General features: G+C 55.1%; 22 protein-coding genes. 11 read left to right on the forward strand and 11 right to left on the reverse strand.

Annotation, left to right across the window (positions count from 1 at the left end; all coding sequences use genetic code 11):
• Positions 1–30: 30 nt before the first annotated feature.
• From R6X40_RS02450 to R6X40_RS02475, 6 genes are all read right to left on the reverse strand, one after another.
• Positions 31–525 (reverse strand): ferritin-like domain-containing protein, encoded by a 495-nt coding sequence (locus R6X40_RS02450; RefSeq protein ID WP_318410662.1) that lies wholly within the window; start codon positions 523–525, stop codon positions 31–33.
• 56 nt (positions 526–581) lie between these two features.
• Positions 582–1,487 (reverse strand): PhnA-like protein, encoded by a 906-nt coding sequence (locus R6X40_RS02455; RefSeq protein ID WP_318410663.1) that lies wholly within the window; start codon positions 1,485–1,487, stop codon positions 582–584.
• A 394-nt stretch (positions 1,488–1,881) separates the two neighbouring features.
• Positions 1,882–2,100 carry a hypothetical protein gene (locus tag R6X40_RS02460; RefSeq protein ID WP_318410664.1) on the reverse strand — a complete coding sequence of 73 codons (219 nt, stop codon included), beginning with the start codon at positions 2,098–2,100 and terminating at the stop codon, positions 1,882–1,884.
• Between the two features lie 39 nt (positions 2,101–2,139).
• A complete protein-coding gene (locus R6X40_RS02465) occupies positions 2,140–2,532 on the reverse strand; it encodes a hypothetical protein (protein WP_318410665.1) in 393 nt (130 codons plus the stop codon).
• Positions 2,533–3,254: 722 nt separating this feature from the next.
• A complete protein-coding gene (locus R6X40_RS02470; RefSeq protein WP_318410666.1) occupies positions 3,255–3,539 on the reverse strand; it encodes a hypothetical protein in 285 nt (94 codons plus the stop codon).
• Between the two features lie 899 nt (positions 3,540–4,438).
• Positions 4,439–4,636 carry a hypothetical protein gene (locus R6X40_RS02475; protein ID WP_318410667.1) on the reverse strand — a complete coding sequence of 66 codons (198 nt, stop codon included), beginning with the start codon at positions 4,634–4,636 and terminating at the stop codon, positions 4,439–4,441.
• A gap of 312 nt (positions 4,637–4,948) precedes the next feature.
• Between R6X40_RS02475 and R6X40_RS02480 the strand changes: the two genes are divergently transcribed.
• Together R6X40_RS02480 and R6X40_RS02485 are read left to right on the forward strand one after the other, a co-directional pair.
• Positions 4,949–5,137 carry a hypothetical protein gene (locus tag R6X40_RS02480; protein ID WP_318410668.1) on the forward strand — a complete coding sequence of 63 codons (189 nt, stop codon included), beginning with the start codon at positions 4,949–4,951 and terminating at the stop codon, positions 5,135–5,137.
• Positions 5,138–5,500: 363 nt separating this feature from the next.
• Positions 5,501–6,361 carry a Ku protein gene (locus R6X40_RS02485; protein ID WP_318410669.1) on the forward strand — a complete coding sequence of 287 codons (861 nt, stop codon included), beginning with the start codon at positions 5,501–5,503 and terminating at the stop codon, positions 6,359–6,361.
• 11 nt (positions 6,362–6,372) lie between these two features.
• On the opposite strand, the gene R6X40_RS02490 is transcribed toward R6X40_RS02485, so the two are convergent.
• Entirely contained in the window at positions 6,373–7,170 is a 798-nt protein-coding gene (locus R6X40_RS02490; RefSeq protein WP_318410670.1) for a Ku protein, read from the reverse strand.
• A gap of 174 nt (positions 7,171–7,344) precedes the next feature.
• Here R6X40_RS02490 and ligD point away from each other — a divergent pair, with 174 nt between their 5' ends.
• On the forward strand, positions 7,345–9,996 hold the full coding sequence (gene ligD, locus R6X40_RS02495) for a DNA ligase D (protein ID WP_318410671.1): 2,652 nt from the start codon (positions 7,345–7,347) through the stop codon (positions 9,994–9,996).
• Positions 9,997–10,041: 45 nt separating this feature from the next.
• Here the strand turns inward: ligD and R6X40_RS02500 are convergent, their stop codons facing one another.
• The gene (locus R6X40_RS02500) at positions 10,042–10,281 is read right to left on the reverse strand and encodes a DUF6894 family protein (RefSeq protein ID WP_318410672.1); all 240 of its coding nucleotides are present in this window, start codon (positions 10,279–10,281) and stop codon (positions 10,042–10,044) included.
• 285 nt (positions 10,282–10,566) lie between these two features.
• Here R6X40_RS02500 and R6X40_RS02505 point away from each other — a divergent pair, with 285 nt between their 5' ends.
• Positions 10,567–10,872 (forward strand): hypothetical protein, encoded by a 306-nt coding sequence (locus tag R6X40_RS02505; protein WP_318410673.1) that lies wholly within the window; start codon positions 10,567–10,569, stop codon positions 10,870–10,872.
• 462 nt (positions 10,873–11,334) lie between these two features.
• On the opposite strand, the gene R6X40_RS02510 is transcribed toward R6X40_RS02505, so the two are convergent.
• The gene (locus R6X40_RS02510; RefSeq protein WP_318410674.1) at positions 11,335–11,628 is read right to left on the reverse strand and encodes a hypothetical protein; all 294 of its coding nucleotides are present in this window, start codon (positions 11,626–11,628) and stop codon (positions 11,335–11,337) included.
• A 51-nt stretch (positions 11,629–11,679) separates the two neighbouring features.
• Positions 11,680–12,030, reverse strand: a complete 351-nt coding sequence (locus R6X40_RS02515) for a hypothetical protein (RefSeq protein ID WP_318410675.1) — start codon at positions 12,028–12,030, stop codon at positions 11,680–11,682.
• Between the two features lie 485 nt (positions 12,031–12,515).
• Between R6X40_RS02515 and R6X40_RS02520 the strand changes: the two genes are divergently transcribed.
• The 7 genes from R6X40_RS02520 (at position 12,516) to R6X40_RS02550 (ending at position 20,296) form a co-directional block, all read left to right on the forward strand.
• Entirely contained in the window at positions 12,516–12,605 is a 90-nt protein-coding gene (locus R6X40_RS02520; RefSeq protein WP_318411287.1) for a hypothetical protein, read from the forward strand.
• Between the two features lie 67 nt (positions 12,606–12,672).
• Positions 12,673–13,332, forward strand: coding sequence for a hypothetical protein (locus R6X40_RS02525; RefSeq protein ID WP_318410677.1), 660 nt, complete (start codon positions 12,673–12,675; stop codon positions 13,330–13,332).
• 665 nt (positions 13,333–13,997) lie between these two features.
• Entirely contained in the window at positions 13,998–15,320 is a 1,323-nt protein-coding gene (locus tag R6X40_RS02530) for a metallophosphoesterase family protein (RefSeq protein ID WP_318410679.1), read from the forward strand.
• A gap of 2 nt (positions 15,321–15,322) precedes the next feature.
• Positions 15,323–16,399 carry a GTPase-associated system all-helical protein GASH gene (locus R6X40_RS02535; RefSeq protein WP_318410681.1) on the forward strand — a complete coding sequence of 359 codons (1,077 nt, stop codon included), beginning with the start codon at positions 15,323–15,325 and terminating at the stop codon, positions 16,397–16,399.
• 47 nt (positions 16,400–16,446) lie between these two features.
• Positions 16,447–17,442 (forward strand): TRAFAC clade GTPase domain-containing protein, encoded by a 996-nt coding sequence (locus R6X40_RS02540; RefSeq protein WP_318410683.1) that lies wholly within the window; start codon positions 16,447–16,449, stop codon positions 17,440–17,442.
• On the forward strand, positions 17,439–18,380 hold the full coding sequence (locus tag R6X40_RS02545; RefSeq protein WP_318410685.1) for a hypothetical protein: 942 nt from the start codon (positions 17,439–17,441) through the stop codon (positions 18,378–18,380). The genes R6X40_RS02540 and R6X40_RS02545 overlap by 4 nt, the downstream gene beginning before the upstream one ends.
• A complete protein-coding gene (locus R6X40_RS02550) occupies positions 18,377–20,296 on the forward strand; it encodes a hypothetical protein (protein WP_318410686.1) in 1,920 nt (639 codons plus the stop codon). The genes R6X40_RS02545 and R6X40_RS02550 overlap by 4 nt, the downstream gene beginning before the upstream one ends.
• Here the strand turns inward: R6X40_RS02550 and R6X40_RS02555 are convergent.
• Complete coding sequence (locus R6X40_RS02555) at positions 20,269–20,931, reverse strand: carboxymuconolactone decarboxylase family protein (RefSeq protein ID WP_318410688.1); 663 nt, start codon at positions 20,929–20,931, stop codon at positions 20,269–20,271. The two genes, R6X40_RS02550 and R6X40_RS02555, sit on opposite strands and share 28 nt — an antisense overlap.
• Positions 20,932–21,184: the final 253 nt, after the last annotated feature.

A 21,184-nucleotide genomic window follows, 5' to 3' on the forward strand; every position in this document is an offset into this window, starting at 1 on the left:
CCGAAACAGTGGATCCAAGAAACCGCTCGTTCAGCCTTCGGCCTTCTGATTGACCACGGATGTCGCAATGTCGGTCAAAGCCAGATCGGTCGCCTGCTCTTCATCAAGCGTCGTCTGCAGGAGCCCCGCAGCATCGTTCAGGCCCAACTCCAACGCCCAAGTGCGGAGGGTGCCGTAGCGTGACATCTCGTAATGCTCCACTGCTTGTGCCGCGGCAAGAAGGCCAGCATCCAAGGCAGGGGAGCCGTTATATTCTTCCATGATCTCGGCTCCCTCGTCGGTGATGCCGAGGATTGCGTCACACGTCTTTGCCTCCGGCTTCTCGCCGACGATCTCAAACACCTGCTCGAGGCGCTCGACATGGACCTTTGTTTCGGCAAGATGCTTCGCGAAAGCGTCCTTGAGCTGAACGCTCGTTGCCGCTTCCTCCATCTTCGGAAGGGTTTCAACAATCTTTTGTTCTGCAAAGTAGACATCCTTGAGTGTGTCAAGGAACAAGTCTTTTAGCTTCTTCGTTTCGGCCATTGGAAAATTCCGTTCTTTGCTGGAGTGTCCGCTGGCACTATGCCAGCGAGTGGTAGTTACGAGATGACGCGACCAGAAACGTCAAAGACGAGCTCCCGCTCAGTTCCGTAGATACCGCCAAACCACGCAGCGATCGCGCCAAGCGCCAGCGCCACGAACCCGAGGATTGCTCCGGCAGAAACTGCGGCCGTGGCGGCCTGTGCGGCATCGATCGCCTTCTGCTTGGCAGCGGCCATGTTGTCACGGTAGGTCTTTTCGTATTGATCGACCTGGGCACGCGCCTGCTCGACCGGAATGCCCTGAGACTTGGCGATGGCTTCGGCAGCACGGTTGCGCGCGTCATCAGCAGTGGCTTCGTCACCCATAACCACGGCCTGCATCGCCGACACCGCGGCATCCTGAAAAGCCTGCGGATCGTTACCGGTCGTCGAGCGGATTTGCTGCTCGATGCGGCCCATCGGGTTAGTGCTATTGGTCAGCGCCGGCGCAGCAGCCGTTACTGCCGTGGCGGCGGTCGAACCTACGCCACTGACGACCGAGGAGAGACCGCTGAATGCGCCGCCGACCAGTGCGCCCACAGATGTGGTCAGCAGGTAGAGAACGATAAGGGTCGTGACGGCCCACGATGTGAGACCCTGGTAGCCGCCAGTCGAATTGCTGGGACGACCGGATAGTCGGCTCGCAACATACCCACCTGCGAACGAGGCGATGATACCTGCCACGACGAACCACAAACCTCCTGCTATGGAGAACGTGCTGGCTTCAGGATTGTCGTACGTGGCGGGGTCAAAGACGGCAGCACCGATTCCGACCCCAAGCAGGTTCAGCAGAAACTGGGTGCTCAACGCGATGGCGACACCCGCGAATATCGCTCCCCAGGAAACCTTGTTCAAGGCTGCCGTAGTTGAAGCCGGGCTTCCATAGGCCGGATCGGAAGAAAAATTGGTCGAGATGGGGGGCATGTCGCGTCCTCTGCAGTCACACCTTTGTGAGTTCTGCTGAACGCTATTTCGCGACAATAGTTCCGGCACGGTTTCGCTTCGGTGTTTAGGTTGCGTTCTTAGCGGACAAGTATTTCCGGGCTTGCCTTAATCGAGAAGCAATCCCACGTCGCTATCATCTCGGCCGGGGATCAAGGCTTACGAACCCAGATTGGGGAACGGAAAGCGGGATCGGTCTCTTTCGTGGCCACAATCGGCACTCCTCGCCCCGTGAGCATCTGTGCGATGCCAGCAGATGAATACTTCCACCCCTGCCACCTCGCACGCAATGGACTGAGCGGACGATCACGGACGACGGAATGGGCACCCCGACCGTAAGATATCAGGAAGTGGCCTCAATGCCGGGGGTGGATGGTCAGACGGCGTTGATGCCGGGCAGAAACTTCTCGACATCCTCTTTCTGGTTAGGAGGCAGGTTCTCGATGTTAGTTCGCCAGAACGAAGCAGCCTCCGGACTGTCATCCTCCCACTCACGAGTCGACACGAGATTGTCGTCGAGGACGGCACGGCGCTTGCCGCCAAGCCTGACATATTCTGTGGCGAGTTCCTCGGATCGGTTACTGGTTTCGGTCATCGCGTCACTCCCTAGGCCAATGCATGAACCCAATCCAAATTACTGGGTTTTCTCGGTACCTGATGGAACGACTGACTGCGAATCACCGCCCGTACTAGACTCGGCGGTCGGATCACGGTCGGTCGGAGCAGTCTGCATTTTTTCTCCAACTGGAGGCGTGTTATCGATCACGGTCTGATCCGCAGGCGTGACGACGGCCTTTGTTCCGGTGGTCGTTTGCTGCTTCGTCGTTGCAGCATCATTGTCGATACTTTCGCCGTATTGCCCCGCAATACCCCAGGCGATGGCCGCGAGTACCAGACCGCCAATCAGCACCATCAGCACTGGTCGGCCAAGAAACGCCTGACGGGCGCGCACCGGCGTTGTTTCCACCACCTTTTGCGTCTGTGCGCCAGAGACCGTATTTCCGCGCTCTTCCTTGTAAGAAACCATGACACTGAATCCTGATTGTTTCCCCAAACGCATGACGCTTCCCGAAGTTCCAGGTGGGGCAAAATCGCTGACCTATAGCAATCTAGGATCGCTCCCGCCGTGCCCGTGCTGCTACGTTTCGGGCGGAGAGTATCAATGTCAGAACAATGAAAGAAAAAGGATGTCGCGAGAGTCGCGGCGGCACTTGAGCGTCTGGACGCGGCCATTAGGACAAACCACGAGCGGAAACCCATGTTCTCTTTCGACGAACTCGACCGGGTTTTGAAGGAGGCGTTGGCACCTGTGTGCGACAGCCCGCTAATCCGAGATATCCTCGAAGACCTGTTGGGACATTGCCAGGCTGACGTTCTGAAGAGAGTGGGTTCATTTCCGAGTTTTTAGTTTGAAAAGACACCAAGTCACTAAACCGATCGCGCTAGAGCCCGCATCGCGAGCACGCGGACGAAATCTCGTCCTGTTTAAACCGGCGATCGAGCTCCGGGCGACATCCGCGCCACCATATCTCGTCGAAGGCATCGACCATGACTTCTGCAACGACGATTGCGTCCCGCTCGGTCTCCCGTCATCCATCCAGTTGCCCTCGGCAGGCGCATTTCGATAAAACGTCATTCCGCCGAACTTCTCGGTGAGAGTGGTGCGCACACGTTCCAGATCGGCGGATACCTCTGTTCTTCTACCGGATGGCAACGGCAGCAGAATCGGGATGAGCTGCATGGCGCTACTCATGCGTCGGGCACGTCACGTCCCGACACGAAGCTGGCCACCAACTTCTCTGCGGAGAGGTAGCGCCCGTCTTCCGTCCCTACTGCGTCTTCTGCGGGGTCCTGCTCGTACGCCAAGGCTTGGTTTACAACGATTTCTGCGAGGGCCCTGAATGCCGCGCCCGTTTCCCACCCAGCTTGGCCAGCCTTATCGACGAGGTCGAGCACCTCAAGTTCGAGGGCCCGTTGGCATTCAAATTCGTACTCAGGTTCGTCCGGAGAATGTGTCGGGCCTACGATAACCACGTTAGTCTCCTTTTCTAACGAAACTGAGATCGTTGCCGAGCTCACCCTCCGAGACTGCAAGAGTTTTCGGAGGGAAATCATACCTGCATCACGCACCGTGGCTGATTGTGACGGTCGTGTCGGTCTTCATCGCCACCGTGGGTCTCTATGAATATTCTAACAACCGTCCTGCGCCATGAGGCGTACGGTGAATTCTCCACCGGTGCGCTTCGGATCACGCCAGCGAAACGGTCCAGCGCGAGACTTGCGGTCACTCGCTTACCTCTAACGGGTACTTGGGACTTGTAGCACCCTCCAGCCCTGGCTTTGCAGCCAGCCGCAACTCTCGTAAACGCTGGGTTTTCCGCGTATCCGCTTCCCGCCGCTCCCTAATCGTCTCCTCAGCAATGGCTTTGGACTGGTCAAAGTTTCCATAAGGGGATGATCCGCGCTCGCGTCTCGATTTGCGCTCTTCCATCTGAAACCTCCTATGCTTAGCTGGCCACATTCGGTTTGGCCTGTGTGAGTGCAGCGATTAAGTCGTCGGGGAGGCAGGGTTTTGACACCCAAATGCCGTGGCGAAATTCTGATCCGCAGCCTCCTTGCTTGAGCCAGAACAAACGACAAATGGAATGCCTTTGTTCCTCAAGGGTTTTGCAACTTCGGAACTGGGTCGAAGGCAAGAGGATCAACCACATCGCCTGCGCCCGCTTTCAACTCTCGAATAGTCACGATTGCACGCCCCAGGAGGCGGCCTTTCTCGTTCGCGGCACACAGCAGTTCAGAGGCGAAATTGGTGGTGCGTGGACATCCGTGGATAAGAAGGGGTAGCCAAGTCAATCTACCGCCTAAAGAAAAAAGGCCGGGCAAATTACCCGACCTCTCCAAGCGCCATACAGCACGTGCCAGTACATCCGTGGTCAAACGCTGGGCGAATTTTTTGAGCGGATCTCCTCGGGCATTTCGTACGCCCAAGTCTCTCGCGCGAAAACTCTGGCAGCGTTTTCAGCGCTGTCTTTATCGTCGAACTGTTCGGGTAAAACATGGCTATTATCCCCGAGTTGCAAAAGAACGGTTTTGCTGATGCAATCGTATTGAATCCGAAGCTGCTCGTCCATCGTGCCCACCCTTAAGTTGATCCGGCACGAAAACGTCAGAGCGAGCGATTTGTTCCGCCCGACGTTTGCGGAGGACGAAGGCGAAGGCCTTCCGGCTTGGCCGAGACTGCCTTTGCATTTCCGCAAACTTAGCTTGCCCGTAACGAGGGAAGCCGTCGCCTCTGAGGTGGGAGCAAGCCGCCTGAATAGCGCGACGAGCCTCTATGTCGCCTCCGCCTGACGACCGGGGGACGGTTAAGTGACAATAGTGTGGAGTCAACCTTCATTGGAACATTTGGGCATCAGCGTGGTTCTCCGGCAAAGGAGATCCAGATGCAAATTCCCGCACCCACGCACGATCCCGGCGAGATGCAGCGCACCGTTGAATGCGAAGAAATCATCCATCCCCTAATCGACACGATCGTATCTGCAGCCACGGCCTCTGGCTGGACGATTGATGAGGCGCTGATTGCGGTCGAGGAGGTGGTAAAGGATATAAGGACGGCTAAGCCGGCCGGATAGGCTGGCAAAAAAGCCGCCATCCGTTGCAAGATGGCGGCGCAATATCTCTCCAATATCGAAACTCAATAAACATAAAGCGCAATAACCTCTCCATCAGAGAGTGTTTATATACCACTATTATTTTAGGGGTTTTGCAAGTTCCATTTCTGGGCTGTTGTCCATTTGTATAATATTGATGGCGAAAGATCCGAATGGTCGCAGGTCATCCGGACAGACCCCAGTCTCTTCGCTTTCCTGGCGCCACTCTCCCGTTTCATTCGATCCCACGTCTCTGGCGCTATCACGCGATACAGGTGATGAAGGGTTGTTCGCGGAACTAAAGCTGTTCGTGGGCATTTTTCTCTTTTGCTGGGGAGATGACATATGGCACCACGCGCGAACTGGAAAGGGTTTCTCAAGATTGGTGAGCTTACGTGCGCCGTTTCCCTCTACACCGCAGCTTCGACATCAGAGCGAATTGCCTTCCACACCCTCAACCGCAAGACCGGAAACCGCGTGCGTCGTGAGTTCGTCGACAGCGAAACGGGTAAGGTGGTGGAGCGGGATGACCAGGTTAAGGGTTACGAAGATTCCAACGGGCACTACGTCGTCTTCGAGCCTGAAGAGGTTGCCGCAGCAGTTCCAGACGCTGACAAAATGCTCGACGCGGACATGTTCATCGGTTGCGAGGACATCGATGATGTCTACTTCGATAAGCCATATTACCTCTCCCCGTCGGATAAGCAGAGCCTCGAAGTCTTCACCCTGATCCGTGACGGTCTGGAAAAGAAGAAAGTGGCCGCCATTGCTGAGACGGTCCTATTCCGCCGCGTCCGCAAGCTTTTGATCAGACCTCATGGGAAAGGGCTGGTCGCGTCAACTCTCAACTTCGAATACGAGGTCCGCTCGGCCGAGGATGCTTTCAGCGACACACCCAAACTGAAAATCGAAAAGGAACTGCTCGATCTCGCCGACCACATCATCGGTGGCAAGATGGGCAAATTCGATCCAAGCAAGTTTGACGACCGTTATGAAGACGCATTGACGGAAGTGGTGAAGGCCAAGCTCGAGGGCAGGGAGATAAAACCTCTCCCGGCTCCGGAACCAACGAAGGTCGTGAACCTGATGGATGCCCTGCGGCAGAGTGCTGGTCTCAAGAGCGAAGCGAAAAAGCCAAGCAAGAAAACGGCAAAAAGCGCTGACACTCCACCGAAGAAGAAGGCTCCGACCCGCAAAACGGGCTAACAACTGGAGGGTTATTTTTTCTTCGACGCTTCCAGGCTCTTTTTGAGAGCTTCCATGATGTTAATGACGTTGCTCGGCCCCTTGCTCTCGGCCTTCGGAGCATTTTTCTTCTTCGATTTGCCCTTTTTCTTGGCGGCAATCATATCCAGAATGCGGTCTTGGACCGGGTCATCGACGATCGAAGGGTCCCATGGGGTTGAACGCGCCTCAATGAACTTTTCCATGAGCTGCATATAGTCGGATTCAGATTTCTGCGGTCCGATGGCTTTGAAATATTCGTTCGGGTCACGAACCTCGTCGCCATAACGCAGCGTCCACAGAACAATGCCATTATCGCGGGGTTCGAGCATGACGGCCCGCTCGCGCCGATACATGACAAGTCGAGCAATTCCAACCACCCCCTTGGTTGCCATCGCTTCCCGAATGACGGCGAACGCTTCCTCTCCGACCTTATCGCTCGGTGTGAGATAATGGGGCGTGTCGTACCAAATCCATTCGATCGAATCTTTGGGGACAAAGGTCTCGATATCTATCGTACGCGTGCTCTCCAGGGCGACGGCATCAATCTCGTCGTCTTCCAGCATGACGTATTCATCTTCGCCGCGCTGAAAACCTTTGACCTCGTCATCTTCATCCACCTCGCGTCCGGTCACGGAATCGACGTAGCGGCTGACGACACGGTTTTCTGTGGCCCGGTTCAGGGTATGAAACCGTACTTTCTCGCTCTCAGTCGTCGCTGGGACCATTGAGACAGCGCAGTTGACCAAAGATAGCTTGAGGTAGCCTTTCCAGAACGACCGAGGTGCCATGCAACATACTCCGTGGGAATTCTTCGTGAACGGTGTGGTGACGCGATTGTTCCCTTCTTTGGGGCACTATGGCGGAAGGTAAGCCGCTATTTTTGCCAGCAGCCGACCGCTTACGCATCTTTTGTAGAGGCCGCGCGTTATGGCGATCATCATCGAAAGTGTTCCGAGGGTCCGATGGCAGACGACAAGCTTTCCAAATACAAGGCGAAACGGGACTTCAAGCTGACGAAGGAGCCCAGCGGTGCAGGCAAATTAAACGCCTCCAACCGTCTGCGTTTTGTCATTCAAAAGCACGATGCCACGCGTCTGCATTACGACCTCAGACTGGAATTGGGTGGCGTTTTCAAATCCTGGGCGGTGACGCGTGGGCCGTCGCTCGACCCGCACGACAAGCGTTTGGCCGTGGAAGTCGAAGACCACCCCTTGGACTACGGCGATTTCGAGGGGACAATTCCCAAGGGCCAATACGGCGGCGGTACCGTCATGCTCTGGGATCGCGGCTACTGGGAGCCGGAAGGAAAGAAGACCCCTCAGCAGGCACTGGAAGACGGCGACTTCAAATTTTTGCTCGAGGGAAAGCGCCTGCATGGCAGCTTCGTCCTTGTCCGAATGAAACATGATCGCAATGGCGGCAAGCGTACCAACTGGCTGCTTATCAAGCATCACGACGAACACGCCGTCGAGAGCAAAGGCGAAGCAATCCTTGACGATGCCACTTCGATCGCGTCCGGACGGACGATGGATGTCATCGCATCGGGCAAAGGCAGGAAGCCCAAGCCCTTCATGGTTTCTGGCGATGCCGTTTCAGCCGATGCGGTTTGGGACAGTAATAATGGGCTCGCCGCAGATGAGCGGAAAGGCCGAGCGTCCAAAGCTAGTCGGGCGACACCACCGAAAACGCGGACATCGGAAATGCCCGAGTTCATCCAACCGCAACTCTGCGAGAGCCTCGCCCGTCCCCCATCTGTCGACGGTTGGATCCATGAAATCAAGTTCGACGGCTACAGGATTCAAGCCCGGATCGTTGACGGCGAGGTTACATTGAAGACCCGCAAGGGACTTGATTGGACGGCAAAGTATCCAGCGATCGAAAAATCTTTCTCAGGACTGCCCAGCGCGATCATCGACGGTGAAATCTGTGCACTCGACGAACATGGCGCGCCGGACTTCGCCGCACTCCAGGCGGCTCTGTCCGAGGGAAAGACAGACGATCTGGTCTATTTCGCATTTGATCTGCTTTTCGAAGGAGACAAGGACTGGCGTGACAAGCCGTTGGTCGACCGGAAAGAACGCCTCCAAGACTTGATGAAGGAAAGCGGCGACGATCCTCGATTGCGATTTGTCGATCATTTCGACACGGGCGGCGACGCGGTTTTGAAATCAGCCTGCAAACTGTCCCTTGAAGGCATTGTTTCCAAGCGGGCTGATGCCCCATACAAATCCGGCCGGACGAAAACCTGGGCCAAATCCAAATGCCGGGCGGGCCACGAGGTTGTCATCGGTGGCTGGGCCAAGACGAATGGAAGGTTCCGTTCGCTTCTGGTGGGCGTGAACCGAGGCGGCAGCTTCGTCTATGTCGGCCGAGTGGGAACCGGGTACGGAGCGAAGAAGGTAGCGACGCTGGTGCACAGATTGAAGGAGATAGAGACGAAGACCTCGCCGTTTACGGGGATAGGCGCTCCCAAGCGGGATCCCGACGTGGTCTGGGTCAAACCCGAGCTCGTTGCCGAGATTGAATTCGAGGGATGGACAGGCGACGGCATGGTTCGACAGGCAGCCTTCAAAGGCCTGCGGGACGACAAACCTGCATCGGAGGTTGAGGCCGAGAAGCCAGCAGACCCTGAAACAGCAGATGTCCCGGAGCCGCAGAACGACGTGAGAGCATCCAGCCGTCGTCGTGCCGGCGCAAAAGCGAACGTGATGGGGGTATTGATCTCCAATGCGGCCAAGCCTCTGTGGCCAGATGCTAACGATGGAAAACCCGTCACCAAACAGGAACTCGCTGAATATTATGAAGCCGTCGGCCCCTGGTTGATCGATCACATCAAGGGGCGACCTTGCTCGATCATCCGAGCCCCGGACGGCATCGACGGCGAGCAGTTCTTCCAACGACACGCGATGATGGGGACATCCAACCTTCTCGAGCTTGTCACGGTGTTTGGCGATAACAAGCCCTACCTCCAGATTGACCGCGTCGAAGGGCTGGCGGCGGTAGCTCAGGTTGCAGCACTTGAGCTTCATCCATGGAACTGCGAACCAAAACAGCCGGAAGTCCCAGGCCGCCTCGTGTTTGACCTCGATCCCGGACCCGACGTTCCATTTTCGATGGTGGTCGAAGCGGCCAAGGAAATGCGTGATCGTTTGGATGCGCTGGGTCTCGTCAGTTTCTGCAAGACGACGGGAGGAAAGGGGCTTCACGTCGTGACCCCCCTTGAGGTCGGCAAGCGCAGCAAGCTGACGTGGCCGGAAGCAAAGGCGTTTGCACACGACGTTTGTCTCCAGATGGCACGCGACGATCCGGAGAAATTCCTCGTGAAAATGGCGAAGAAGCTTCGCAACGGAAGAATTTTCCTCGACTACTTACGCAACGACCGAATGGCGACTGCAGTTGCGCCATTGTCGCCACGTTCACGGCCCGGCGCGACTGTGTCGATGCCCTTAACCTGGTCGCAGGTCAAATCGGATCTCGATCCGAAGCGATTTACGGTGCGCACCGTGCCTGCGCTCCTGAAGAGGACGAAAGCATGGGAAGACTACTGCAGCGGCGAACGCCCGTTGGAGAAGGCGATCAAGCTTCTGGCGAAGTCGAACCGGGCAGCCGCGTGATGTCCACAGTGTGTGCAAAGACAACGGCTCCCTTAAAATGAGCCCTCAGGTCGATGGGAATTCAACATTAAGGGTCAAGCCAACCTTTGCCACTACAACGCGCGCGGAATTGACGACCTCCACGGTTATCGCAGCGCCAGGTGCTTTGGGAATCCCGTCGAGCGCCATTTCCGCAAGAACCCGTTTTGCTTCTTCGATCGCCGCAAGCAGATCAGGAAATTCGTACACTTCCTCCGTCTCGACATCGCCTTCCCGATCAGAAAATCGAAACTGAAAACCGGACATTGAACTCTCCTTGGCCGACCTAAAAAACGAAGCGCTCACGTGATGGTTCCCATGCCTGTCGAGAAATCTTCACATCCACGCATCTTTCTGAAATCTCAGGCGTTTAATGGCGACACACCGTCAGAGGACCGAGATATGGCGGCCCCTTCGACGAGGCGTGCGATTTCAGTATGCTGGAAGAGCACACATCGGCGATCAGGTCTAAGTCATTCAGACCGCGACCAATTGAAACAGGAGTTCGGCATGTTATTACGAAGAGCGCACCTCCCGCAGGAGGAAATTTTCTTGGTTGGTGTCGAAGATGCTGTCGTTATCGATGACATTGCGGCCACCGCTGCTGACCGAGCACGCTTTAAGCACGAACTGCTTCAAAAGGAACTCGATCTTCTACGCGCTAGGCTTGACATCATCCGCTCCCAAGTTCGCGTTGTCGCTAAATCCGGAGTGACTTGGGCGAATGCAAGCGCGCGCTCGCAACTCACCTCCTATCCCTGGACGAAGCTTGGCGCACTCGCCGCAAGTTCGTTCCTTGTCACCAGGGCTCTGCGCACTCTGCGTTTGGGTCCAGAACTTCGGCGGCCGTTCAACTGATGACCGCAGCTTCTCGTTTAGGCACTCGGCACTGTTCTGAATTGCCGTTCTAATGCCGGCCCGTTAATGCCGTCCGACACACCACGTTACCGCCAGTGCCAATTCAGCAACATCCATTCCGATTGCCACGAACATGCTGTCGACAACGTTCACTCAGCGGGTCCTGCAATGAGGAGAAGGCTAGCTCGGATTTTGTCGTGTGTTATCAACTTGTGCTGTTTCTTTGATCACTAGCCTACAACCTCGGTCTCGCCATTGGCCTTCGTCCACGTCAGTGACCATTCGTCCATGCTGCCTTCGCTATTCGTATATTTCCCACTGTCTGGGATCTCTGGTTGTCCTGCATGAACACATTGATGCCAGGGAGATCTAAGATGCGAAGCACGTCTTGCAGCTCGGGAACGGTCGTAACCTCCGTGATATCCTGACGACCAGGCTTTGATATTGTCCAGGCATAGATGGTCATGGCACATCTTCCACAAATGCCCTGACAAGTCCGTCCGCTGACGGGAACTCGCCAAAGTCATTTGCATCGCCGCTGTCCGCTTCCGGCGGGTCTTCTGCCGGATCCGGGTCTTCGGCGTAGGCGAGGCGAAGGTGTCGCAACACTTCTTCCATGGCAGAGATCGTTTCGATGGCTCCCCACCCGTGAGTGGTCGCGTCGTCGATCACCTGCTGGACGTGGAGTTCTATCGCCTCCTGACAAGCCAAGGCTCGATCGGGATGGCTCACTTGATGTTTGGCTGCATCGATCATAACTTGCCCTCCATTCGCTCAAAACTGGATTCTGATTGAATGGTTCCGCATTCAGCCATTCAGTTGGTAGATCTCAGATGCATCCGCTGCCTCTCTAAGCCCTTTGAATGATGCGTGCCGCAGTTTCCTGTCGCCTTTCCAAGCGCGAAACTCGATCTCGGCAATCAGGTCCGTGCGGGCGTAGACCAGGTTCTTTCCCTTGATTGCCACTGACGGCTTGTCTACACGCGCCTTATTGAGCTGCTGTTTCAAGTCGCGGGCAACCTTGTCTTTGGAACCGGTCCCGACCGATCCGACATAGACGAGACCCTTACCCCTTCGAGCGGCCAGCAGTAGGCTCGCAATGGAACCCGGCATCGTGGTTGATGGTTCGTAGCCCACGACGACAAAGCTCTCACTCACAACGCACTTGATCTTCAGCCAGTCATCGGTCCGGCCCGATCGGTATGGCCTACGGCGGTGCTTCAGGGTGGCAGAATGACCGAGAAAGCCCAAACCGTCCTCGTGACGGATTCGACAGGTGGGATCGGTATCGCGGTTTGCGAATATCTCGCGAGAGCCGGACATCGGTTGATGCTCGCCGCCGGCAACGAGGAGAGGCTTGCGTATCGGCAGTACGGGGAAAATCGTGATAGACTCCGAAAAATCGTCGTCACAGGTGCTCGGACATTTCCTCGAACGTGTTGCGGTGCGCCTGGTTAGGCGAGGCAAGGACGCTGGCATTTGCGCTGGGGCTGCGCGGTCGCTCAGCGGAACTTTGTTGCCCTGGTATCGAGAAGGCATCGAGAAGAGAGCCTCATTCGCCGGGCATGACCGTTGATGAGAGGATAGGCGGGTAGACCTCTAATATTCCGCTTGGGGAATATGGCCAGCCGAACGAAGTCGCGATTGCAGTACAAGAACTGCTATCGCGGTTGTCCTATAATATGACCGGCAACAACATCATGCATGACGGTGGTTTCACGCGATCTTATTAAATCCAAACCATGTACCATACTCCACCGACAAGAACGGCCAAACCTTCCCCTGGAAATGAGTGCTTGAATGACTGAGAGACAATCTGGGCGATGGCTCAAAAAGTACACCGACTTGCAATATCTGAAAAAGGTGCTCGATGATTGCGAGCTACACCTTGGTGACCCCAGATGTTGGGATGATAGAAACGACGGTGCACTAACAGAATTATACGCGAAAGCGAAATCGATGGCAAAATGTCGGGCAACATGTCTGACAATGGCTGAAGATCGATATCACTTTTGGACTGTATTCGGCGACAGAAAAAGAGGGGTTTGCCTCTGGTTCGATCGGAAAGAGTTCGTAGAAGGCCTTCGCTCCGACCCATCTGTATCTGGGCGTTCAGTGAAGTATATGCGCTCCGATAAGTTGCGGCAAATTTCCTTGTCTAAGCTGCCTTTCGCTAAACGGAACCAATACGCTGACGAACGTGAATACCGTGTCATTCGCGAATATCGGGAAAAATCCGACAAGCAGACAAACACCTTCTCGTTCCCTCCAAAAAGTCTCAGACGAATTTACCTGAATCCTTGGCTTTCTCGCGAAGAAGAGAGGGCCGAGCGTGATAAATTCTCTCAACTGTTGATCGGCGACTTACGGCACGTGGAGCTGTATCAAAATAGGACGATTGAGTATCGGCCATGGACCGAGGCAGCAGAGTCTGTGGTTTCCAGATCAACAAAGCGTTGACAATTCACCTCAGCGTGGTGCAGCTCTTCAACGAGGAAGTCCACGAATATGCGTGCCGAAAGCTGAGTTGCCATTTCAGCGGGAGAGTAAGCGCGGACAGGAAGCCTTCGGGTTTTTCACACAGGCCGCAGTCTCACCGGTGCAGCTCGCCCCCAGTTCAACGCGGAAGGCCCAGGAAGTGGTTGAGGTCACCCCGAGATCGCTGATTGCGGCCGCAAGCGCTCCTTCGGTGTCATTAGTCTCCTGGCCTGATTTTGGCCGCCGTCAACTTTGTTTCGGCTAAAGGAAGTCGGCAGCAAAGCAGGCATCGACGTGTCGTAACGCTCTGCTCACCGCACTTCCACGAACGACTTCTGTCGCGACGCATTCCTCAATGAAGAGGTTTTTCAACTTGATGATCGGCGGCATCGCAGAGACGCAAGATGCTGTCGCCGCGATGCCTATGAAGTGATGTAGGCGGGGCGGGCCACATCGGTTGGGCCAGCACGGTGCAAATCCCATTCAAGAACGCCACCCAATGCCTTCGTTCAAGGTCGCATTCCCGCCAATCTCTTAAAAATGTAAGGGAAAACCACAATTTCATTTCGAGGAAGCCGCGAGTGCGCTTGTGAACTATCGCAATGCTTGTAAACATTTAGGCCCATTTCTTCAAGAGTTCCCGGATCATGCTCTTTCTTCACCTGTCGGATATCCACTTCAAAAGCTGGGAAGTAGGTCGGTCAACCGACCCAAATCGCGGTCTCAGGGATGACTTGATCACCGACGTGCGCAAGATGCGCAACACAATCATTGGAAAGCCATTCGACGCAATTTTGATCTCTGGCGACATCGCGTTCGCAGGGAAGGAGAAGGAGTATGGATTCGCGCTCGAGTGGCTTCGCGATAAGCTTTGCCCAGCCGCCGGCTGCGATTTTCTGAACATTGTGGTGATTCCTGGTAATCACGATGTCGACCGCGATGCCGCCAAGCGTCCCGTGCACATGAGGTCAAGGGCCTCTCTACGTGGCGTAGCCGTTCACGAGTCGAACAGAGCCATTACGGAGTTCTTGAATGATGAGGATTCGGCACAAATTCTTTTCAAACCTCTGGATAGCTACAATCGCTTTGCAGCGAATTTTCTCTGCGAAATTGGCTTCGAAGACGACAAGCTACTCCGCAAGCCGTACGTCTCCAGAGAGTTCAAGTTGAACGACGACTCGAAGATTGTCGTCTGGGGATTCAATTCCGTGTTGGTATGCGATGCCAACGACAATAAGGACTTGATGTTCGTCGACCCCTCCGCAGCACAGGTCATTGAGCGCGATGACGGGACGGCTCATCTTGTCATGTGCCACCATCCATTTGGATGGCTGCGCAATGGTGCGGAGTTCCGCGAGCGGATCGAGGAAGTCGCAAAAATCCATCTCTTTGGGCACGAGCATAATGTTCGTGTCGAACAGCAGACAAACCGGTTCACTAGGATCCGGGCAGGGGCAGTGCAGCCTGAACGAGATGAACCGGGCTGGAAGCCAGGCTACAATGCAGTTGATGTCTCCGTCCAGGGGACGGGAAACGATCGAAAACTTGCAGTGAAGATATGGGTGCGGCAGCGCGAGCAAGCCCGGTATATTGCGGTTCCAGCTTTTGACGATAATCCGACCTGGGATTCGCTCGTTCCCCTGCCAAGCTGGGTGCCCCCGATCGAAGTGAATTTTTCGGAGGCCATTGAGAAGTCGCGCCTGGAGCCCCAGGTTTCCTCGGTTTCTACAAAGGATTGGAGTATGGCCTCAGACTCTCCAACAATCCGATCGGTTGCACCAAAGTTGCTCGCATTGCCGGAGCGTGACCGGGATGAACTCATCGCCGCTCTTGGCCTGAACGAAGAGAGCGACAAAAAGCTGCGGGATTACGAAGCTGCACTCGCGGCAATTCGCCGTGCTGCCGATCGCTCTCAACTTGGTGCCCTCGATCAGGCCATAGACACGTTCACAACATCTCGCGGAGCTTAAACATGAAATTTGACTTCGTGCAGCAGTACCGGTCGCTACAACCATTGGCGGACCAGGCAAAAATTGAAGCGAGCCATAAAAGCTTCGAAGAGTTGAAAGAAAGTGTTGAAGAGACTGAAGCGCGCGATGCAGACCTCGTTCGCCTTGCCTTCGGGCTGCCCCACGAGGATCCATCTGAATCCGACGAGTGGTTTAGCAAGTCAATGCGTAATCACAACCCGATGTTTAGCTTGGAGCATGATCGCGAAGAAGCCGCGAACATCGCGACCCTGGTTCTCAAAGCGCGCATTGCATCGGATGTTCAAACGACCTGCATCTTCGTGCTTGCGGCAAGCTTTATCGGTCGACGGTCGACGGTGGATAAAGGGGCGCTTATCGAATGGGCAAAGGACGGATTGGCCCAGGCAGTACGCCGCAACGGAAAAGTGACAGCAGTTCCCCGTGTCAGCTCACATAAGATCCCCGATCTCACAAAGGCCATAGGAGCTTTTGATGAGAATGCTGAAGGGGCTGCCGCGGCGTTGGTAGATTCGCAGTCGACCGCATACGTCAGTCGAATAAATAAGGTGGTTGCAGAGACGAATGCGTTGGTTGGAACTCTGGTATCCGTAAACAGCCGCCTCGCAACTGAAGTCAATATGCTATGGTGGCATATCGGTAATCACAGTCTTCTGGCCGATCGCCCACTGGATGAAATCCCACTTAACGCCAGAGCATTTGTTGTAGCGGCCGACGTGGCGACAATATCGGGAACGCCACCCGGTCCTTACGGTGCTTACGGGATAATCCGAAAGACCTTAGGAGCGGATGCGGACAAGAAGGTAACACTGTCCGATGCGGTCAATGCGCTTCAAGACGTGAAGCTTGCGTCCTTGGTCGGAAAGAAGGTGGACGAGGATAAGGCGATTATCCCAATCCATGTTGCGGCGAGGGCGCTATTGGTCGATGGCTCCCCGATGACCACCTTGCAACTGGAGAAGGCGACTGGCATAGCGCTTGACACCTCTATGAGCGTTTATGAACTGGCGCTACAGGTCTTTCATGAACGTCTACTCGTAAACAGCGAACTGCTGATATGACAGGTTTGTCCGCGGTTTGTTCAAATGCTAAGTGTACGGTTGCGATCATGGGCACCTGTATTCTCGGTCATGACCCGATCGATTCGTGTGAGCATTTTCTTACGGCGGAGGCGGACCTCAACGCCGATCACGGCGATGACGTTGAAACGCTCGACCCCGGCGACGAATTCGATACGCCGGGACAAGCAAACGGTGTACCGCTTCAATCGAACAGAGCAATTACTGAAAACGACATCACAGAGTTCCGTGGACGTTTCCACACCAAGACCATCGTTTTGGTAGGTGAGCAAAAGGCCGGCAAGACCACACTTCTTGCCACAATCTTTGGGCTATTCTGCGCCGGCCCGGTAGGTAGGTTTTCGTTTGCGGGTAGCCAGACACTCTTGGCATTTGCTGAGCGCCGCCATCTCGCCCTCGAAAAATCAAAGCGTGTTTCACCATCAACTCCACGTACGAGCAGAGCTGATCCGGTGAGCTTCTTTCACCTCTGTCTTTCAGATAGCACATCCAACAATCCTACCAATCTCATCATTTCGGACCGATCGGGTGAAGCGTACGACGACGCTCGAAAAAACACGCAACTTATCGACAAGCTCGTCGAGCTGCGAATGGCGGACATCGTTTGCTTTCTCCTTGATGCCGGAAAGCTTACAGACCTTGAAACACGTGCTGGCTACAAAAGAAAATTCAGAGAAACTATCCGTGCGCTCGTTGATAATGAGGCACTTACGGGGACTGCCGAGATAGAGGTTCTGATAACAAAGCTCGACAAGCTTCAGCGGAAAGATGTTGAGCCCAGTCTTGCTGATGATCTCGCTTCTTACGAGAACGAGTTGCGGCGCGAATTCGGTTCAAGAATTGCGTTTTTCGATATCCACCGGATCTGTGCGCTTCCGCGTGCGAACATGGCAACCGGCGTTGTGGGGCTCGTTGAGATGGTCGAACGATGGTGCGCGCCGGATCCGCAGATCGACACTCGTCCGAAACCCATCGCTGATGCCGCGCGGCATTTCGATCGTCTTGTAGAGGTTTGGGCAAAATGACGAGCGCGCATCGGCACATGGTCATTGGTTTGCAAGCGTCGGGGAAAACAACTTTTGCCGCCGCCCTTTGGTACATCCTTGCTAATGGTGGGGTTTCGACAGTTTTGGCTCGAGGACTCCATGCTGGCGACTATAGCTATCTGGACAAGATCGCGGACTTGTGGGAGCGCGGGTACAAGGTACCGCGCACCGAACACTACGAACATCAGACAATATCAATCAACCTGGTTGATCCCTCTTCGGGTAAATCAATGTCCCTGACGTTTGCTGACTTGCCGGGTGAGGGTTTCGAGCGAGCGTTCGCGACGCGTCGTCTCGCAGAGCCGATTGCCGAAGCATTGCAGGGTGTCCATGGACTGTTGCTCTTCGTGAGCGCCGCAGTTGGACCCGACGACATCTCGATTTTGGATATTGCAAAAGGGGTGGGCCTTGAAGATGAATTCGTCGATGACGATGATGATCACGAGGACAGTGTAATTCCCGAGGGAGATCGATCGGGGGGAAATACTTCGACCGAAACCTCAGCACCCAAATTTGTTCCGTTCACCCCAGGCGAAACTCCTCGTGACGTTCAAATAGTCGATATATTGCAGAGCTTGCAGCAGCGACCGGTCGGAGGTAGTTTTCCAAGGATCGTCGTCATAGTGTCCGCTTGGGACAAAGTCGTGCGAGCCGCCAATCCCGCCGAGTGGCTGTTCACCAACATGCCGTTGCTTGACCAATATCTTAGGAATACTCATATCCCGACGCGGATCTATGGCGTGTCGGCTCAAGGCGGAGATGTACCGAAGGATTCGACGGCACCCGATCAACTGGAACGACAGAAGCTATTGTTGATTTCGAACGCCAGTGCGAGAGTCGAGGTTGTTGGATATGGTGCGGATAAGCATGACTTGACCCACGCAATACGATGGCTCAGCGGCTTGGAAGTTGAATGACTAGCGTTGATAAAAATGAAGTCCATCAGGCGGTTTTTGGGTATTCCAATGGCCACAGACTTCTTGCGTCTAGCATGCAATTGGGCTCTGTCGACACTTATGAGTTGGCGGCTGCATCGGACATGGCACCGGGGGTCTCGCTCGATCGAGCAGGTAGCTATGTGACCGGTCTGGTCTTGCCGGAGAGCAAGATCTACGCGCTGATGCGCACATGGGAGGCCCCTGAAATGCAGCGGCCAGGTTGCGTTTGGACGCATGTTCTTCTCCTTTCCAAGTCGCTCATTTCGTCACAGATTGACCTCGGAGTGTTGTCGCCCCTCTTCACACGGCCGGCTGACTACCAACGCGAGAACGCGTTCTCGGCACCGTTGGCGGTGGGGCGGAGAGAAAGAGCGGCCCCGCCGCCTAGGAAATTGATCGAGCAGGTTTTGACGGCTTGCTATGACAAAGCATTTCTGAGTGCGTCAATGGGCCAAGAGGCTGACATGGAACGCGCAATCTTGGCGGTCTGGTCCCAGCAGTGGCCACGGATGCGATCAACGTTCTGCTTTCGATCGGTACAGTCGAGCTCGCTGCTACCGGGCCAGACGCTGAAGTTTGCGAGTGAAGGGAAGCTGAGGACAAGCGAGCCAAGCTCGTGGCTTCAATTGGCCGTCGACGATGCAGTTTCTGATGTTGTCACTCCCCTCCGTCGCTTTCTTTGGCGCTATGGAAAGGACATTGACCCCGCACGCCGCCCATTTGTCGTTTTGGTAGAGATATTTGCGCTACTCGAAGGCAAGGGGACAACATATTCTCATGCCGTTGAGGTCTTCAAAAGGCTTGCACCAGGCCAGGGACAAACGTTGAAGCGTGATCTTCTCGGCTTGTCTCCAAGTAAACTGTCTTTGGTGAAGAATGTTTCTCCAGCAACACTCATTCGACTGATGGTCGAGCATGATGTTTCCGACCTCAACGTTACGGACGGGGAAATCGTTGAACTGATGGGAAATGCAACTGACGCAGTTTTACCGGAGCTCGCCTTGGTCCTCGACCACAACGAGGCTAGTTTGGGTTCTCGGTTCGGGATGATCTTTGACGCTATCTTGCCATCACTTACGTCAGAAAGCCTTGAAACAGATGAACTTTCGGTGCGGTTTGTGTTCGAGGCCCTTAAGAGACGACCTGTGCTTATCTCAGAAGAAGCGATTAAACGGCTCTCTTCTGATGATCTCGTCGCCTTGCTGGCTACCACCGGTGCCGACCTCGAAACCTATGAAATCTTGCGTGCTCTCTTTCAACGTTCGTCCGACGAGATCAGTACTTCCGTCGTTGCCGAATTTCCGTTGCTGTCGCTGGAGGCGGCGGTCGAGTTGGTTCGGGAAGAAAGGTTGCACGACGAGTGGCACAGCGTTCTCCGAGAGAACAGCGCGACGCTGGTAACGTACGTTCCGGAGATGCTCAACGGCGGCGCAGCGCTTGATGCGGCAAGGATCATGGCGTTCCCCGTCGAACCGCGCAATGCCCCGGATATCTGGTTCGATGTACTAAAAAGGTATGGACAGCATCTTGATCACGCGGCGGAAACAACGCTGATAACTTATCTGTTCGTTCTCTGCGTTCGCTGGGGGGTGGAGCAGCACCGCCAGATCGCAGCGCAGATCATGCCAGAACTACGGGCTAGAATTGTCTCCGGAAACCTGAATGGCGAAGACGAAAAGATGCTCGGCCGCTGGCTTCCACATCATTCGGATAGCTGGGACCTTAACAAGCGACTGCTCAAACTTCTTCGACAAGAATACAAGCGCGGATCGAATTTTGACGATCTGGTTGCGCTACTCGGTCTGACCTCAGACGAGTACGCCTACGCTACCAACCAGGACCCGGAAAATCTGACGCGGCAAATGCTTCAGATGTTCATGCCTTGGCGGACTTGAAGCGATTGGAGCGATTTTTTATCGAAAAGGCGACGAGGCCACCTTTTCGAATAAGCGGCGTAATGGCGGCCGCCGTCAGCTCGCCCGCTTGTCGAAAACATCCTTCGCGACAGGAATTGCTGAAAACACATAGGCCATCCCGCATAAAAGGCGACTTGCGTCAGAACTTCTGATTCTTCCGCCTGCGTGAGCCCGTTGTCCATGGCGCAGTTCGGATGGAATGGAATTTGGGCGCTTTGTCCATTGGCAATCAGCGTCGTCACCGTCACGAGGCTGCGGTCGCGCGGTGCCAAGCCCGGACGAAGCCATAACTCATTGAAGAGAAGACCGTTGGTAAACTCAACCACGCCTGCATACCCCGGTCCAACATTCTGTTCAACGCCGTTTGCTCGTTGTGCGTCCGCAGCCTCATCGAAAGGAAGCGGTGTAGGTGTAGCCTCCGGCAACTGGTCGGCCGTCACGCCGCGCGCACCGAAAACGCCCTTGGCAATTGCAACCGCCGACGTTGCGCTAGCCCAGCCGGAATAGAATGCCAAATGCGTGATGATTTCGGAGATCTGTGAAGGCTTTACGCCGTTTTCCAAAGCAAGGGTTAGGTGGTAGGCCAGCTCGGCAGTTTGGTTCTTGGCGACCAACGTTGCTACGGTTAGCCGTGGCGAAATCTATAAATGAGCCGACGGCCGCTCTAGGCTCACACACGCCACGTCTTTATGATGTCTGATTTTGGTAAGTGCGACCATTAGAACTCTGACCTAGATGGGCGCGTCAAGTCGTTGTTCAAATATCAGTTTCCCTTTCGGCCGATAGCGGTCATGCCCGGAATGCGCCCAAGGCGGACATGGTACTAATTGGAGAAGTGGCCTATTTGGGGCCGAAAACAATCGTTCA

Source organism: Rhizobium sp. PL01 (genome assembly GCF_033447125.1).
Classification (GTDB): Bacteria; Pseudomonadota; Alphaproteobacteria; order Rhizobiales; family Rhizobiaceae; genus Pararhizobium.

Coding starts and splice junctions, on each gene's coding strand:
- R6X40_RS02450 (WP_318410662.1), bottom strand. CDS start 525: ATGGCCGAAACGAAGAAGCTAAAAGACTTGTTCCTTGACACACTCAAG.
- R6X40_RS02455 (WP_318410663.1), bottom strand. CDS start 1,487: ATGCCCCCCATCTCGACCAATTTTTCTTCCGATCCGGCCTATGGAAGC.
- R6X40_RS02460 (WP_318410664.1), bottom strand. CDS start 2,100: ATGACCGAAACCAGTAACCGATCCGAGGAACTCGCCACAGAATATGTC.
- R6X40_RS02465 (WP_318410665.1), bottom strand. CDS start 2,532: ATGGTTTCTTACAAGGAAGAGCGCGGAAATACGGTCTCTGGCGCACAG.
- R6X40_RS02475 (WP_318410667.1), bottom strand. CDS start 4,636: ATGGACGAGCAGCTTCGGATTCAATACGATTGCATCAGCAAAACCGTT.
- R6X40_RS02480 (WP_318410668.1), top strand. CDS start 4,949: ATGCAAATTCCCGCACCCACGCACGATCCCGGCGAGATGCAGCGCACC.
- R6X40_RS02485 (WP_318410669.1), top strand. CDS start 5,501: ATGGCACCACGCGCGAACTGGAAAGGGTTTCTCAAGATTGGTGAGCTT.
- R6X40_RS02490 (WP_318410670.1), bottom strand. CDS start 7,170: ATGGCACCTCGGTCGTTCTGGAAAGGCTACCTCAAGCTATCTTTGGTC.
- ligD (WP_318410671.1), top strand. CDS start 7,345: ATGGCAGACGACAAGCTTTCCAAATACAAGGCGAAACGGGACTTCAAG.
- R6X40_RS02500 (WP_318410672.1), bottom strand. CDS start 10,281: ATGTCCGGTTTTCAGTTTCGATTTTCTGATCGGGAAGGCGATGTCGAG.
- R6X40_RS02510 (WP_318410674.1), bottom strand. CDS start 11,628: ATGATCGATGCAGCCAAACATCAAGTGAGCCATCCCGATCGAGCCTTG.
- R6X40_RS02525 (WP_318410677.1), top strand. CDS start 12,673: ATGACTGAGAGACAATCTGGGCGATGGCTCAAAAAGTACACCGACTTG.
- R6X40_RS02530 (WP_318410679.1), top strand. CDS start 13,998: ATGCTCTTTCTTCACCTGTCGGATATCCACTTCAAAAGCTGGGAAGTA.
- R6X40_RS02535 (WP_318410681.1), top strand. CDS start 15,323: ATGAAATTTGACTTCGTGCAGCAGTACCGGTCGCTACAACCATTGGCG.
- R6X40_RS02540 (WP_318410683.1), top strand. CDS start 16,447: ATGGGCACCTGTATTCTCGGTCATGACCCGATCGATTCGTGTGAGCAT.
- R6X40_RS02545 (WP_318410685.1), top strand. CDS start 17,439: ATGACGAGCGCGCATCGGCACATGGTCATTGGTTTGCAAGCGTCGGGG.
- R6X40_RS02550 (WP_318410686.1), top strand. CDS start 18,377: ATGACTAGCGTTGATAAAAATGAAGTCCATCAGGCGGTTTTTGGGTAT.